The sequence below is a fragment of the Pseudomonas sp. SK2 genome (assembly GCF_016772395.1).
Lineage (GTDB): Bacteria > Pseudomonadota > Gammaproteobacteria > Pseudomonadales > Pseudomonadaceae > Aquipseudomonas > Aquipseudomonas taiwanensis.
The window spans coordinates 3,017,391-3,031,194 of sequence record NZ_CP061944.1 but is presented as its reverse complement, the minus strand read 5'-3'; the positions used below and the strand labels follow the sequence as shown (position 1 = coordinate 3,031,194).

At 59.0% G+C, this 13,804-nt stretch carries 16 protein-coding genes and 1 pseudogene; 5 read left to right on the top strand and 12 right to left on the bottom strand.

Going from position 1 to position 13,804, the window contains the following annotated elements; translation table 11 throughout:
* Window positions 1-55 precede the first annotated feature (55 nt).
* From dctA to IF103_RS13460, 3 genes are all read left to right on the top strand, one after another.
* Window positions 56-1,369, top strand: a complete 1,314-nt coding sequence (dctA, locus tag IF103_RS13470; RefSeq protein ID WP_023380899.1) for a C4-dicarboxylate transporter DctA — start codon at window positions 56-58, stop codon at window positions 1,367-1,369.
* A 123-nt stretch (window positions 1,370-1,492) separates the two neighbouring features.
* Window positions 1,493-2,797, top strand: coding sequence for a CitMHS family transporter (locus IF103_RS13465; RefSeq protein ID WP_023380898.1), 1,305 nt, complete (start codon window positions 1,493-1,495; stop codon window positions 2,795-2,797).
* Window positions 2,798-2,856: 59 nt separating this feature from the next.
* Window positions 2,857-4,110 carry an OprD family porin gene (locus tag IF103_RS13460; RefSeq protein ID WP_202675395.1) on the top strand — a complete coding sequence of 418 codons (1,254 nt, stop codon included), beginning with the start codon at window positions 2,857-2,859 and terminating at the stop codon, window positions 4,108-4,110.
* 497 nt (window positions 4,111-4,607) lie between these two features.
* On the opposite strand, the gene IF103_RS13455 is transcribed toward IF103_RS13460, so the two are convergent.
* Both IF103_RS13455 and IF103_RS13450 read right to left on the bottom strand, forming a co-directional pair.
* Complete coding sequence (locus IF103_RS13455; protein WP_202675394.1) at window positions 4,608-4,958, bottom strand: hypothetical protein; 351 nt, start codon at window positions 4,956-4,958, stop codon at window positions 4,608-4,610.
* 162 nt (window positions 4,959-5,120) lie between these two features.
* Window positions 5,121-5,585, bottom strand: coding sequence for a PA2171 family ribosome-binding persister protein (locus tag IF103_RS13450; protein WP_023380895.1), 465 nt, complete (start codon window positions 5,583-5,585; stop codon window positions 5,121-5,123).
* A gap of 214 nt (window positions 5,586-5,799) precedes the next feature.
* On the opposite strand from IF103_RS13450, the gene IF103_RS13445 reads away from it, so the two are divergent.
* Entirely contained in the window at window positions 5,800-6,324 is a 525-nt protein-coding gene (locus IF103_RS13445) for a hypothetical protein (RefSeq protein ID WP_023380894.1), read from the top strand.
* Window positions 6,325-6,440: 116 nt separating this feature from the next.
* Here the strand turns inward: IF103_RS13445 and IF103_RS13440 are convergent, their stop codons facing one another.
* The 3 genes from IF103_RS13440 to IF103_RS13430 all read right to left on the bottom strand — a co-directional run bounded on the left by IF103_RS13440 (window position 6,441) and on the right by IF103_RS13430 (window position 7,924).
* The gene (locus IF103_RS13440; protein ID WP_081669618.1) at window positions 6,441-6,698 is read right to left on the bottom strand and encodes a DUF2790 domain-containing protein; all 258 of its coding nucleotides are present in this window, start codon (window positions 6,696-6,698) and stop codon (window positions 6,441-6,443) included.
* 65 nt (window positions 6,699-6,763) lie between these two features.
* Window positions 6,764-7,234, bottom strand: a complete 471-nt coding sequence (cynS, locus tag IF103_RS13435; RefSeq protein WP_023380892.1) for a cyanase — start codon at window positions 7,232-7,234, stop codon at window positions 6,764-6,766.
* Window positions 7,235-7,264: 30 nt separating this feature from the next.
* On the bottom strand, window positions 7,265-7,924 hold the full coding sequence (locus tag IF103_RS13430; protein WP_023380891.1) for a carbonic anhydrase: 660 nt from the start codon (window positions 7,922-7,924) through the stop codon (window positions 7,265-7,267).
* A 110-nt stretch (window positions 7,925-8,034) separates the two neighbouring features.
* Here IF103_RS13430 and cynR point away from each other — a divergent pair, with 110 nt between their 5' ends.
* Window positions 8,035-8,982 (top strand): transcriptional regulator CynR, encoded by a 948-nt coding sequence (cynR, locus tag IF103_RS13425; RefSeq protein ID WP_104881673.1) that lies wholly within the window; start codon window positions 8,035-8,037, stop codon window positions 8,980-8,982.
* A gap of 305 nt (window positions 8,983-9,287) precedes the next feature.
* Here the strand turns inward: cynR and IF103_RS13420 are convergent.
* From IF103_RS13420 to hxsC, 7 genes and pseudogenes are all read right to left on the bottom strand, one after another.
* Window positions 9,288-9,422 (bottom strand): annotated as a pseudogene (locus tag IF103_RS13420) (AbrB/MazE/SpoVT family DNA-binding domain-containing protein); the annotation flags it as partial.
* A 369-nt stretch (window positions 9,423-9,791) separates the two neighbouring features.
* A complete protein-coding gene (locus IF103_RS13415) occupies window positions 9,792-10,253 on the bottom strand; it encodes a type II toxin-antitoxin system YhaV family toxin (RefSeq protein ID WP_023380887.1) in 462 nt (153 codons plus the stop codon).
* Window positions 10,253-10,570 (bottom strand): type II toxin-antitoxin system PrlF family antitoxin, encoded by a 318-nt coding sequence (locus tag IF103_RS13410; RefSeq protein WP_023380886.1) that lies wholly within the window; start codon window positions 10,568-10,570, stop codon window positions 10,253-10,255. Before IF103_RS13410 ends, IF103_RS13415 begins: the two co-directional genes overlap by 1 nt.
* A 600-nt stretch (window positions 10,571-11,170) precedes the next feature.
* Window positions 11,171-11,476, bottom strand: a complete 306-nt coding sequence (locus IF103_RS13405) for a hypothetical protein (RefSeq protein ID WP_023380885.1) — start codon at window positions 11,474-11,476, stop codon at window positions 11,171-11,173.
* A gap of 32 nt (window positions 11,477-11,508) precedes the next feature.
* Entirely contained in the window at window positions 11,509-11,922 is a 414-nt protein-coding gene (locus IF103_RS13400) for a hypothetical protein (RefSeq protein ID WP_023380884.1), read from the bottom strand.
* 47 nt (window positions 11,923-11,969) lie between these two features.
* On the bottom strand, window positions 11,970-12,578 hold the full coding sequence (gene hxsA / locus IF103_RS13395; RefSeq protein WP_023380883.1) for a His-Xaa-Ser repeat protein HxsA: 609 nt from the start codon (window positions 12,576-12,578) through the stop codon (window positions 11,970-11,972).
* The gene (hxsC, locus tag IF103_RS13390; protein WP_023380882.1) at window positions 12,575-13,804 is read right to left on the bottom strand and encodes a His-Xaa-Ser system radical SAM maturase HxsC; all 1,230 of its coding nucleotides are present in this window, start codon (window positions 13,802-13,804) and stop codon (window positions 12,575-12,577) included. Before hxsC ends, hxsA begins: the two co-directional genes overlap by 4 nt.

Here is a 13,804-nt window from a genome sequence, read left to right as displayed (position 1 = left end):
CCGATCACATCGGCAACCAGCACATCCGCACAATTTCAACAATGGGTGATGCCTCATGAAACTCGCGAAGTCACTGTATTTCCAGATCCTCTGCGCCGTCCTGCTGGGCGTGGTGGTCGGCCACTTCTGGGCGCAACAGGCCGTTGCGCTCAAACCACTGGGTGATGCGTTCATCAAGCTGATCAAGATGATGATCGCCCCCGTGGTTTTCTGCACCATCGTCACCGGTATTGCCGGCATGACCGACAAGCGCTCCCTGGGGCGGTTGATGAGCAAGACGTTGCTGCTGTTCCTGGTACTGACTGTCGTCAGCCTGGTGATCGGCCTGGCAGCGGTGCATCTGTTGCGCCCAGGTGTCGGCATGAACATCGACCCCGCCACGCTCAGCACCGAGGGGCTTGGCCAGTACGCCGCCTCTGCGGCGAAGCTCAGCGTGGTCGATTTCTTCATGCACATCATCCCTGACACCTTCATCGGTGCATTCAACAAGGGTGAAGTGCTGCCGGTGCTGTTCATTGCGGTGCTCAGCGGTTTCGCCCTGTCATCGATGGGCGAGAAGGGCAAGCCGGTGCTCGATGTGCTGGAGTCCGTCTCGACCATGGTCTTTCGCATCTTCGGCTACCTGATGCGCTTTGCCCCTGTCGGCGCCTTCGGTGCGCTGGCGTTCACCGTCGGACAGTACGGGGTGACGTCCCTGGGGGCATTGGCCAAGCTGGTCGGGACGCTGTACATCGCCTGCGCGTTCTTCGTGCTGGTGGTGCTCGGTGGTATCTGCCGTGCGCATGGCTTCAGCCTGTGGAAGCTGCTGCGATACTTCCGGGAGGAGTTCCTGGTGGTGCTCGGCACATCGTCCACCGAGCCCGTTCTGCCGCGCATGCTGGAGAAACTGGAGAAACTTGGCTGTAAGAAGGGTGTGGTGGGGCTGGTGTTGCCAACCGGCTATTCCTTCAACCTCGACGGCACCGCCATCTACCTGTCGCTGGCGGCGGTGTTCATCGCCCAGGCCTGCAACATCGACCTGACCCTGGGGCAGACGGTGACGATGCTGGCAATCATGCTGTTGTCGTCCAAGGGCGCTGCGGGTGTGACCGGCAGTGGTTTCGTGGCGCTGGCCTCGACCCTGACGGTCATCCACGACATCCCGCTGGCCGGCTTGGCCTTACTGATCGGCATCGACCGCTTCATGTCGGAAGCGCGCGCGCTGACCAGCCTGGCAAGTAACGCCGTGGCGACCGTGGTCATCTCGTTGTCGGAAAACGCCTGTGAACGGGAAACCCTGCTGCGCCGCCTGAATGGCGTTCCGGTAGCGCAGGCAGAAACGGGAGCCGAAGAGGTCGAATGGTCTGCCGAGCCTCGGCGTCACGGCTGAAAGTCGCTTCCACTTCCCATCGTTGACTTAGAATCCCACTCAACATCCCAGTGATGTCGAGTGGGGTAGGGGGCCGTCTGCCTTGGCGATGGCCGCAATAGAATAAAAACAAGAGAAAAAACCATGCTCGCACTCCTGGGCCTGATCATGGTGGTGACCTTCACCTACCTGATCATGAGTAAACGCCTGTCGCCGATCGTTGCGCTCACCGTGGTACCCATCGTTTTCGCGGTGATCGGTGGCTTTGCCCCCGAACTGGGCAAGATGATGCTCGATGGCTTGAAGATGGTGGCGCCATCGGCAGCACTGTTGCTGTTCGCGATTCTGTTCTTCGGCCTGATGATCGATGCCGGTCTTTTCGACCCGCTGATCCGCAAGATTCTCAAGCGCGTCAATGGCGACCCGATCAAGATCGCCATTGGTACCGCGCTGTTGTCGTTGCTGGTAGCACTCGATGGCGACGGCACCACCACTTACATGATCACCTGCGCGGCAATGCTGCCGTTGTACAAGCGCATTGGCATGAATCCGATGATCCTGGCCACGGTGTCGATGCTGTCGTTGAGCATCATGAGTGGCATGAGCCCTTGGGGAGGCCCGGCTACTCGAGCCATCGCTGCGCTCGGACTGGATGCGACCGAATACTTCATTCCAATGCTGCCGACCGTGATCGGTGGCGCTGTCTGGGTGGTGTTCACCGCCTACCTGCTCGGTCGTGCCGAGCGTCGCCGGATCGGCAACATTGCCCTGGAGTCCGGGGGTGGCAACTGCTATATCAAGGAAATCCTCGGCGACAACCCGCACAAGCGTCCTCGGCTGGCGTATGTGAACCTGGCGCTGGTGATTGCGGTGATGACCGCCCTGGTGTTGGGCGTCATGCATTCCGCGCTGCTGTTCATGATCGGTTTCGTTGCGGCGCTGATGATCAACTATCCGCAGCTGGAACTTCAGAAAGAGCGCATCCTCGCCCACTCAGGCAACGCCATGACCGTGGTCCTGCTGGTTTTCGCCGCGGGGATCTTCGCTGGCATCTTCTCCGGTACCAAGATGGTCGATGCCCTGGCGCAGACCCTGGTCGACTGGATTCCCGAGGCCTGGAGCCACTGGTTCCCGCTGGTGGTGGCGGTGACCAGCATGCCGTTGACCTTCGTGCTGTCCAACGACGCCTACTACTTCGGCGTGGTGCCGATCCTTGCCAACGCGGCCGCGGCCTATGGCATCGACCCGGTTGAAATTGCCCGCGCCTCGGTGCTGGGGCAGCCGGTGCACCTGATGAGCCCATTGGTGGCCTCGACCCTGCTGTTGGTGGGCATGGTCGATCGCGATATCGGCGACTTCCAGAAAGCCACCGTGAAATGGGCGGTGCTGACGTCGTTGGTCATCACCGCGCTGGCATTGCTCACCGGAGCCTTGTCCTTCTTCGTCTGATCTGCACCGGGCGCCCGTGGCGCCCAACTCTATCCAAGAACAACAAAAGAGTACCGATCATGTCCCGAGCTGTTTTCCGTGGGGCCACCTGTGGCCTGCTCTGCGGCTGGCTGCCTGTTGCCGGCGCTTCCGGATTCATCGACGACAGCAAGCTCAAACTGCAGCTGCGCAACGTCTATTTCAACGAAAACTTCCGCGACGAGCAGGGCATGAGCGCCCGTGCTGCCGCGAACGCCAAGAGCGAGCGGGTGGAATGGGCGCAGGGGTTCCTGCTCGACTACCAATCAGGGTTCACTCAAGGCCCGCTCGGCCTGGGGCTCGATGCCCTGGGGCTTGTCGGTGTACGGCTCGATTCGGGGCGCGGACGCAGCGGTACGGGCTTGCTGCCGGTGCATGACGATGGTCGCGCCGCCGACGAGTTCGCCAGTGCCGGGGTGACCGCCAAGGCGCGCCTGGGCCAGACCGTGGTCAGGCATGGCACCTTGCTGCCCAAGACGCCGGTGCTGGTCTATAACGACGCGCGGTTGCTGCCGCAGACCTACCAGGGCACGCAACTGACCAGCAACGACATCGACGGCCTGACCCTGACTGCCGGCCACCTGGACCGCTTCAAGCAACGCGACTCCTCCGACAGTACAGGCCTGTACCTCGATGGCTATGGTGGCGACGAGTCTGGCGATTTCAGCTTCGCAGGTGCCGACTACGCCATCAGCAATCAGCTGCGCGTGAGCTATTTCCATGGGCAGCTCGAGGACTTCTACCGCCAGGACTATGCCGGGCTGGTACACGACCTGCCGTTGGCCGGCGGTGTGTTCACCACCGACCTGCGCTATTTCAAGAGCCGCGACAGCGGGGCCGCCTACGGTGGCAAGATCGACAACGACATGTTCAGCGGTCAGGTTTCCTACGCCCACAGCGGGCATACCGTTGGTGCCGGGTACCAGGTCCTCGATGGCGACGCGGGATTGCCGTACATCAGCGGTGCGACGGTCTACTCGTTCAGTAACGTTGGTATTGGCAAGTTCATCGAGGAGGAAGAGAAAACCTGGATGGCGAGCTATGCCTACAACTTTGCGGCGGCCGGTATCCCGGGCCTCACCTTCATGGCACGCTACCTGAGCGGCGACAATGGTCGCTCCGCTGACGCAGGGATCAGCGAATGGGAGCGAGACGTAGAGCTTGCCTACGTGGTGCAATCCGGGCCTATCAAAGGGTTGGGCGTGAAACTGCGCAACTATGTCTACCGTTCTGATTTCTCGCGCGGTCGCGACAGTAATCGGATTTACCTGACCTACGATATTGCGCTTTGGTGATGCGGTGGGGCGAGCCTGCGCAACCGATGCGCTTGCTCGCCCAGTCATTGGTTCAGCCCCAGGAAAAACCCACCGCCGGCGCGGCACCGCTCAATTGTCGCTGACCTGCGAAGCGGCCGGGGCGATGTGCTTGAGCGAGCGCCGGTCGGCTGCGACACCCCACAACGTCGGTGAGTACCAAGGCCAAGGACCACTGCGCCCATCGCGCCCAGCGCTGCGCCAATCCAGAGCGAGCTATCGATGGTCAGGTCGACCTAACCCCGTTAGCGTGCTGGGGTGAACTCCTGAGCGGCGGAGTGATGCCTGTGTATTCACCGGCAATGCCGGCGCTGGTGGGGAGGCGCAATCGCAAGCAGCTGCACAGGCGGCACGACAACGCAGTTGGCGCCGTGGCGCCAATGTACGGGCACAAGATGATGGAGAACAGTACCGTAGAAGCGCTATTGGCTCGAATCACCGCTTGGCCGCTGCAATGCCTGGGTCGTCATGGCGATTCTTTAGCCACCGTTACCACCCGTACCGCCGCTGCCGGAACCTGCGCCGTTATCTTTGTCAGTCCCTGTGTCATTGCTTCTAGAACCATCGGTGCCAGACCCCTGGCTTGAGTCGTGGGTGGTGCCGTCGCCGCCAGTGCGGTCGGTGTCATTACTGTCGGTTCCACCCGACCCGGTGCCCATGCCATCCGCAGGGGTGCCGGACCCTGTGGCTCGTCCCCGGTCGTCCATTTGCCTGTGGTCCTGGCTGTGCGTGCGCGATTGATCTTGGCTGTCAGGGGCAGCAAGGGCCCAGGGTGGGCAGGCGCCCAGGTACAGCGCGAGCATCAGTGAATGGGGCTTCATGACGTTCATGGTGATGGTCCTTTTTTGGGTATGTTCACCTTCTGTTGGTCCTGCTGGCTTGGGCAAGGGTGCATCGCGATCGACGGACGGACGCCATTGGGCCATCGCGTCTTCCTTGGGGCTTCCCCGACGGTCAAACCTGCGCGCCGGGGAGGCGCGCAGGTTGCTTTATCAGGCGGCGCGTAGCTCGCCCTTGAGTAGTTTTTTCTGCGCCTCCATGGCCTGGCCCATTTCTTCCAGCGCCGTCTTGCCCAGCAGCTTTCGGGCTGTCGGGAAGAGGTCGCTTTCTTCTTCCTCGATATGATGCTCCAGCAATTCCTTCATCACCTTTACCCGACCGGCGAATTCAACCGTGCCGGTGTCGGTCTGCAACAGGTCGGGGAGGACCAATGAGTCGACGGTGCGGTGCTCCTCCTTGGCTTCGTAGTACATCTTTGCTTCTTCCTTGCCGCCTGCCTGCTTGATCGCCGGGTACAGGATCTGCTCCTCGAGGGTCGTATGGATGCTGACCTCCTGCTTGATCCGCGCAAGCAGTTCGGCACGCTTCTTCACCGCGCGCTCGGTCGTCGAGGACAACTCTTCAAGCAGTTTCTTCACCAGTTGATGGTCTTGGATCAACAATTCGATTGCGTTCATGGGGCACCTCTTCACGGCTGGGAAAAGTTACGGCTGCCAGCAGTGGAGCAGGGCGCAAGCGGCAAGGTTCAATGCGGATGATCAGCGCACCGGCTATTGGGTGTACTGGCTGCGGTATGGGTTCGTCGTCGATGACCTGACTCGATTGCACTGAATCTTTGTTGCTTCAGCCGCATCTACCGGACACGAACGGTCAATGCCCAGGAGCCAGCGCGTGCCGCGAATCATCACCCCGACCACTCCTGAACACGAAATCAGTGAGCACAACGCCCGCATGTTCGGGTCACCCAAGGAACGGTTGGATTTCTATCGTTGCGAAATCCAATACGAGACCAGCATTCTCGCCAACCGCACTGACGCCTATCTTGCCGCCCAGTCGTTTCTGGTGATCGCCTTCGTATCGTCGATGGGCAACCTCAACCAAAGCTGGGGCGAGATGTTCACCTTGCTCGTCCCTCCATTTCTCGCCCTGCTGGGCGTATTGAGCTCGCTCAATGCCTGGCCGGGTATTCGCGCGGCCTACAAGATCATCGAACACTGGCAATTGAAACAGAGCAATCTGCTGCGCAGCGAGCCATTGATGGGTCTGGCCTATGACGAATCGCCGCTGTTCAGCGAGGCGGAAACCTCACAGGTCGGGCACCGTAAGTCGCTGTTGTTCTCTCTGCGCACGCCATGGATATTTCTGGTGTTCTGGGTGATCCTCGGCGCCTATGCGGTATTCATCCAGTTGGCATGAGACGATTTTTTCGCTCCGCCGGTATCGCTGACTTTCTCCAGCAGGTCAGCGCGGGGAAGAGGGGCTGGCGCTGCAACTGACGGAAGTTGTCAGCGAGAGCGGCGATCAGTTGTGCATCAGTTGTTGGAGCACCCATTGCCCAAGACGCGGTACTCAACAATGTGTCGATGGCCATGGGAGTCGTCATAAGTCATGCGCGCGGGCACGACTTCGCAGACATCTGGGACACTGCTGAGGGAGACGACCCGGGCAATATCCAGGGGGTGGGAATAGCTGTATGGCTCGACTGGGATATGCCCGGTGTCGGCCGACGGCTCCTCTGCCATCGCCAGGGAGCAAAGGCCGCAAAGAAGCAGAGTCAGTAATGCTTTCATCGATGTTTACCTGTCCTGGAGGAGGGGCCCAGACGCCGCCCGGCGTCGGGCCGTTTACCGTGGAATTAGAACGGTTTGGTCGGCAGGTACTTGCCATCGAGCGTGATCACCGCGCGGGAGCCGCCTTCCGGATCTTCGACCTTCTTGACGTCCAGCTTGAAGTTGATGGCGCTGATGATGCCGTCACCGAACTTCTCGTGTACCAACGCCTTGAGTGTGGTGCCGTAGACCTGGAGCATCTCGTAGAAGCGGTAGATGGTAGGGTCGGTGGGTACACCGCGTTCCATGCAGCCGCGCACCGGTATGGTCTGCAACAGGGCAATGCCATCGGCGTCAAGGCCGAGCTTGTCGCCGACCACTTGCGCTGCGCTGGCGGGCAGCGGGTGCTGGCCCAGTAGCGCGGCGGTGACGAACGCTTCGGACAGGCCGGTGCCCTCGGTGATCTGGGCATACGACAGGTCTTTGCGGGCCTTGGCCATAAGGATGACTTCGGTCAGGGCCTGGCGAACACTTTGGGTGGCTTGGGTCTGGATCATGGCGTTTTCTCCTAGGGTGGATAGCCGTATTCAGGCAACGTGCTTGGGTGGATGGGAAACAGCGTGTACCTGCGGGTTATCCGCGAGGGGCACGAATTTGCCGGTGCTGCCATCGAATGCGTCGATACGGCCGCTCTCGATGTCGTAGATCCAGCCGTGCAGGGTGACGCGGCCCTCTTCGAGGGCGAGGCGGACCGACGGATGGGTTTGGATGTTGGCCAGTTGCGCGATGACGTTTTCACGCACCATGGCCCTGACCTTGCCGTGCTGGTCTTCATGGTGACGGGCTTCATTGACCACCCGGGCGGAGTCGGCATAGCGCAGCCAACCGGCGACGGCGGGCATGTGGTCCAGGCATTTGCAGGTGGCGATGGCGGTCATGGCGCCGCAGTCAGAGTGGCCACAGATCACGATGTCCGCGACCTTGAGCGCCGCCACCGCATACTCGACCGAGGCGGATACACCGCCTGGTTCAGGTCCGTAGGACGGCACGATATTGCCGGCATTGCGGATGACGAAGAGGTCGCCTGGCTCACGTTGGGTCACCAGTTCCGGCACCAGACGGCTGTCGGAGCAGGAGATGAACAGCGCTCGTGGGTTTTGCTGGGTGGCCAGGTCCTTGAACAGTTTGACCCGCTGCGGGAAGGCGTTTCGCTGGAACTTCAGGAACCCATCAATGATGTCTTTCATGGCTGTTGCCTCGGTCTCGCGGTGTGTGAGGCAAAGGTTACGGAGCAGATGGCATAAGGTAAAAGTCTCATTTATTATCGAATGGATCAGATAATCTTATGTGAGTGGTCATGCTTGCCCGACACATCCAGTACTTCCTCGCCGTGGCGGAGCATCTGAGCTTCACGCGGGCCGCGGCGGCCTTGCATGTATCCCAGCCGGCCCTGTCGCAGCAGGTCAGGCAGTTGGAGGAAAGCCTTGGCGCACAGCTGTTCGACCGGTCGGGGCGTACGACGCGGCTGACCGATGCGGGTGAGGTCTACCTGCGCTATGCACGCCGGGCAGCTCAAGAGCTGCAGGAGGCCAAGCGCGCCATACACGATGTCAGCGACCTCAGCCGGGGTTCGCTGCGGGTGGCGGTCACGCCAACCTTCACCACCTACCTCGTGGGCCCCTTGGTCGAAGCCTTTCACAGCCGTTACCCGTCTATCACCTTGGACGTACGTGAACTCTCCCAGGAGCGCATGGAGGAGCTGCTGGTCGCGGATCTGCTGGATGTGGGGATCGCGTTCGAGGACGTACAGGCCCACGATGTCGAAGCCCGTCCGCTGCTGGTCGAGACGCTGGCGCTGGTGGTCAACGAGCGGCACTCGCTGGCCACGGCGCGTTCCATCGGGCTGGAGGCACTGAGCGCGCAGTCGCTGGTGCTGCTCAGTCCGGAGTTCGCTACTCGTGAGCAGATCGACCGATTCTGCCAGCAACACGTCATTCAGCCGCAGGTACGGATGGAGGCCAACACCATCAGTGCGGTCATCGAGATCGTCCGTCGGACCACACTGTCGACCTTGCTTCCCGCCAACATTGCACTGGCCCATGAGGGTTTGGTGGCCATCGCGCTCGAGCCAGTGCGCTTACAGCGCACCGCTGCGCTGGTGCGTCGCAAGGGGGCCTATCAGAGTGCCGCAGTGCGGGTTTTCATCGAGGTGGCGATGGCAGTGGCGACGCGGCTGGAGGGGGGCATGAACAATGAGGGATTGGTAACTCGCGCGTGCCCCAATCCTGGGCTCAATGGTGGATGAAACCCCGTGTTCAAGGGCTTCCAGGGTGTTTTCCAGACGGGGTCTTGGAGACTATCCGGGTCGCGGAGGAGCATTTGGCCATTCATGGAAATCCATTGGTTATGAATGGGGAACTGGTTTTGTACCCCCAGATGCACCCCTTTTGACAGCAGCTACGAGTGGATTACAGTGGACGCACCGGGGGCGGGGCGGGCGCAGAACCTGCAAACCCTCACCCATTTGCGCAACTTATGCTTTGAACTCGACCCCGTCGCTACGCGTCGCAGCAGTCAGCGCATCCCAGTCATCAGGAGGATTGCCGCGCCGACCACGATTTCACCCCCGCGTACGTCGAATGCGATCTTGCCTCCAGTGTCTATGCCCAACAGCTGGCGAACGGATTTGGGCAGTGTGAGCTGCCCCTTCGAGGTCAACGTGGCGATTTCGTGGATGGCAGGCATGAGCGTTCTCCCGGATCTGTTAATTGAGTGGTAAGGAATAATCCTTGCGTGGTCAATCTTGGTTTTCTGCTGATCAAGCACAGGCGGGGAGGACGCTTAGTAGCGCCACAGGGTGAGTTACACCACTTCCAGGGACATGATCTAGGAAAAGGCAGAAATGATCAGCTAACAAGCATGCGCGAAGCCCTAAAGACTGTCAGGGTCCCCGAAGAACATTTGGACATTCATATAAATCAAATGGTTATGAATGGGAAATTGTATTTGTACCCGCAGATTTACCCCTTTTAACAGCAGCTACGAGTGGATTGTAGTGGACGCAACAAGGAGGGATCGGTTTCAAAGGTGCAATCCCTCACCCACTCGCGCAATTTATGCTTTGGGCTCGTCCCAGTCGCTACGCGTCGCAGCAGTCAGCGCATCCCAGTCATCAGGAGGGTTGCCGCGGCCCAGCATCTTCTCGAATATGGCGTAGGGATCGGATTTGCTGCCTGCGGAGCGTAGGGTGTTTTCGTCGTTGACCCATGCATAGACGATGACCTTGGATCTTGAGTCGTAGCGAAAGAACAGCCGAAAGCGCCTGCCGATTTTTGCACGGCGCCAATGTCGGTAGGCAGTGCCCAGCGTGTTACCTTGGCGGAACTCATCACGGCCCGGGTCGGCAGGCACAGCCTCCATGATCAGATGGCTCAATGCCCGAAACAGCTTCACGTTGGCGTTACTTTCAAAACCTTGCGGGTCGTTCTGCTCGGCCCGGGCGGCGGCTTCTTGCAATTTGCGTAGCTGTAAAATCACACCTTCATGGAACAACAGTGTCCAGCCATGTCGCAGCATCAGATCGCGACCTCACCATCGATATCTTCGTCCAGGTTTACCGAGTGGTTTGCGTTGGCGAGCATGGTTTGCGCCAAGTCTACCGGCAGAGTGGTGAGGTTGCGGCCGCCTCGGATGTCAGCCTCCAGCAAACCCAGGAACGCACCGATGGCAGGGTCTTCATGCGTGGTTTCTACACGGCTGACCACGATTTCACCCCCGCGCACGTCAAATGCAATCTTGCCACCAGTGTCAATGCCCAGAAGCTGGCGAACGGATTTGGGCAGTGTGATCTGCCCCTTCGAGGTCAATGTGGCGATTTCATGGATGGCAGGCATGAGCGTTCTCCCGGATGTACAGAATGAATTGTAAGGAATAATCCTTACATGGTCAATCTTGGTCTCTCCTGATCAGGAACAAATAGGGTCCTATTGGTAGTCCATACCAGATCAAAGTCTTTCCTCCATTGTCTTTTTAAAGCCATTTATCTGTATCGACGGCTTTTTTGGTTTTGGAGGTTCAGGGGCTGGAAGATGCAGATCCCGCCGCTTAAGCTCTTCTATGCCCCTGTAAGAAATGGATCGGTGGAGAGCCACTGATGCACCTTTACTCATCCACTGATGTCTTAAGCTGCCGTCCTGCTGGCTCAGCAACCAGAGCTAACGCGGCATCGAGTAAGGCTTAATCTCTGAAGCAGCGCTGCTGAGCAGCCGAATCAGCGCGGGGGATTGCTTGACGTGTCTGCCATGGTTGTCATTGCAACCTTGAAAGGCGGAATAGTCGACACGATGACATCGTAATTTTCGGCAGGCTGTAGACGAACGCCAAAAAAATCCATGCGGATAGCAATACTTGGCCGCCTTGATGTACGTCCTGTTCTGCCAGTTGAGGTGGATGACCCCTAGGCGGCCCATCAAACCCCCACGAGTTCAGTTTATTTATGTGGGCACGAATGACGAATCAATCGGCTGGCAGACAATTCGCCACATGCCGCGTACGCCGTCTTCGACCCAAGTGCCTTCCAGCACATTCGAGCCTTCGAAGCAGTGCAGCGTTGCTCTGCCGTCGAAGCCTTCTGCTTGCAGTTCGTAATGCCCCGGGCCTTTTGCTTGGCCTCGGTATTGCCAGGTCTGCCCCGCGTCGTCATAGGATACGGTGATAAACTCGATGTCGATCGTAACCTTGCAGGGTTGATCAAACGACGCGGCACTGCTGGGGCGGAAGGTGTCCATTTTGGCGTACATGTTGGCGTCCTTGTAAAGATATCAGGAGCTGTTCAGGGCAGCAGCCAAGTGCTGTTGGGGGTGGTGGACCGGATGCCGACTGCCTGGCACTGCTCCAGAATCGGCAGAATGTAGGTGATGTTGGTACGGCCCGGTTTACCCTCTGCTCTGTAACGGGCCGCCCGGCAAAGTGGGCCGGCTTTTTCGTAGGTATGGTTAGAGCTGATTTCCACAGCTTGTGCTTGGCCGAAATGATTGTTACTGGCGAGGTAGGCCAGCGTTTGCTGAAAAGCTGCTCGAGTCAGCGCCAACTGCGAGTTTTCTGATCCGGTCTCAATCACAACGCGATTTGCATCAACGGTCGTAATACGGAAACGGGCGCTACGCGACGGTGTTTGCAGTTCCTTGCCTTTCAGGCGGCTGATCAATGCCCAGAGTGTGTGGTCGACTTGAATGATGTGCTGCATTGGATAACTCCTTCGTTGCTGAATGGACGCTTTAACCCTGAAGCGGCTTATGGAATCTTGATACCCAACGCATTCAGCGATGGCGTATCCATCCGGCCATTTACGGTCAGCCCACTGTCCATCTGAAAGGCCATCAACGCACCACGTGTCGCCTTGCCCATCACCCCATCGATGGTGCCTTGGTAATACTGGCGCACCATCAGCGCGGTCTGCACACGGGTTATCAGGTTGCTTTTCTGCTCATTGGTCGCACGGCTCTTTGAATTGCTCGAGCTAGTCCCGCTCGTAGTGCCAGACGACTGATAAAGGCTGTTGCTGCTGGACGTGCCGCTCGAAGCACTCGGCGCGCTATAGCTTCGGGTGCTGGTAGCGGGTGGGCTGTAATAGCGAGGTGCGCTATAGCCACCCGAGCCGCTGTGATGAGAGCTGTGCGAACTGTGGGAACGGTGCGAACTGTGCGAGCGATGTGCCGCATAGATGTTGACAGTGTCTGGCGCATTGAGCGTATCGGCAAATACCGGGGGCTGTAACATATCGTTGGGTTGCCAGTTCACATCGGCGAGCGGCGGATGCCCCGCCTGGGCCAGGGTGGTACCAGCCATTGGCAGCAAGCTGATCCCACTAATCAGGACTTTCCAGCGGTCGAACAATTTCACTGTGCACTCCTTGCATAGGCGCTAAACGCCTCTGTCGATAGTCGCTGTACGCCGCGGCTCTGCCAGCGGTCGGTATGCGATTTGAAGAAGCCAGAACAATGTTTCACTGCAGCGCATTGCTGGCAGGTATCGATGAACAGATTCTTCCAGTCCGAGATGCTCTGGCGAGCGAAACGCGAAAGGTGTGCCGGGATTAGGCACAGAGGCAAGTTGTAGATCGAAACCGGCACTCCGCGGTTGAACAGGAAATACACAGCCTGGCTTAACGATTCTTGATAGTCCACCGGGTCAATCCACAGCTCTTCGTAGTTCTTCCTGGCCAGGCCGGTGCTTTCGATACCCATCAGCGCAACATGCCGCACGAAGGGCAAGTTCCTGAACACGTAGTGGGCGAGCTCTGGCAAGCGTGGCGTAGTCAGGCGATTGAGCACCACGCGTACCTCGATGATCTGCTTGGCGCGCGCCAGATTGTAAAGACCTTGCAGGGTTTCGCTGAACGCGCCTGGAGCCTGTACTACATGGTCATGATCCTCGGCATTGTCGGCATACAGCGGGATACCCCAGCTCAGCTGAGGGTGGCCGATTGCAGAGAGCGCTGCGATCCAGCTCGTGTCGTGGAACAGACGCCCGTTGCTGAGCACATGAATGGATTTCTGCGGCAAAATGGCTTTGCACTTGGCCAGGATTTCGAGCAGGCCGTCGCGATAAAGCGTTGGTTCTCCGCCGCTGACTCCCAGACTTTCCTCGCCCGGGTCCATCAGGTCGATCAGCCGTAGGTTCTCTTCGATGTGCCAACGGTCATCGATATCTTTGGGCGGCTGCGAGCACATCAGACAGACACTGTTGCAACGATCGGTCATGAACAGCAGGTTGCTGTCTGAGCCTCGTCGATAGAGCACTCGCACCAACGTGTTGCCTGGTGTGATGGCAATGACATCGCCGGGCTGCACGACATCCGCATCTCTGGGGGTGTGCAGATGTGGCCGCGCGCTGTTGAAGTCGCCGATCAATGGCTCCGGTATCAGGAATCCACCCAATGGTAACGAGAGCAGATGCGGGCTCCGTAGCCGTTCTTCGTTTGGCAACCAAAGCAGCAGATCACCGAACTCAGCGCTTCCGGCACAAACAGCCAGGCCTTGTTCGATGAACTCATCAAGAGTGATGACTTTGAGCAGTTTCGGCTCATTCAGGTGATGGATTTCGAAGTGGGTATCTTTGCGCAGCAT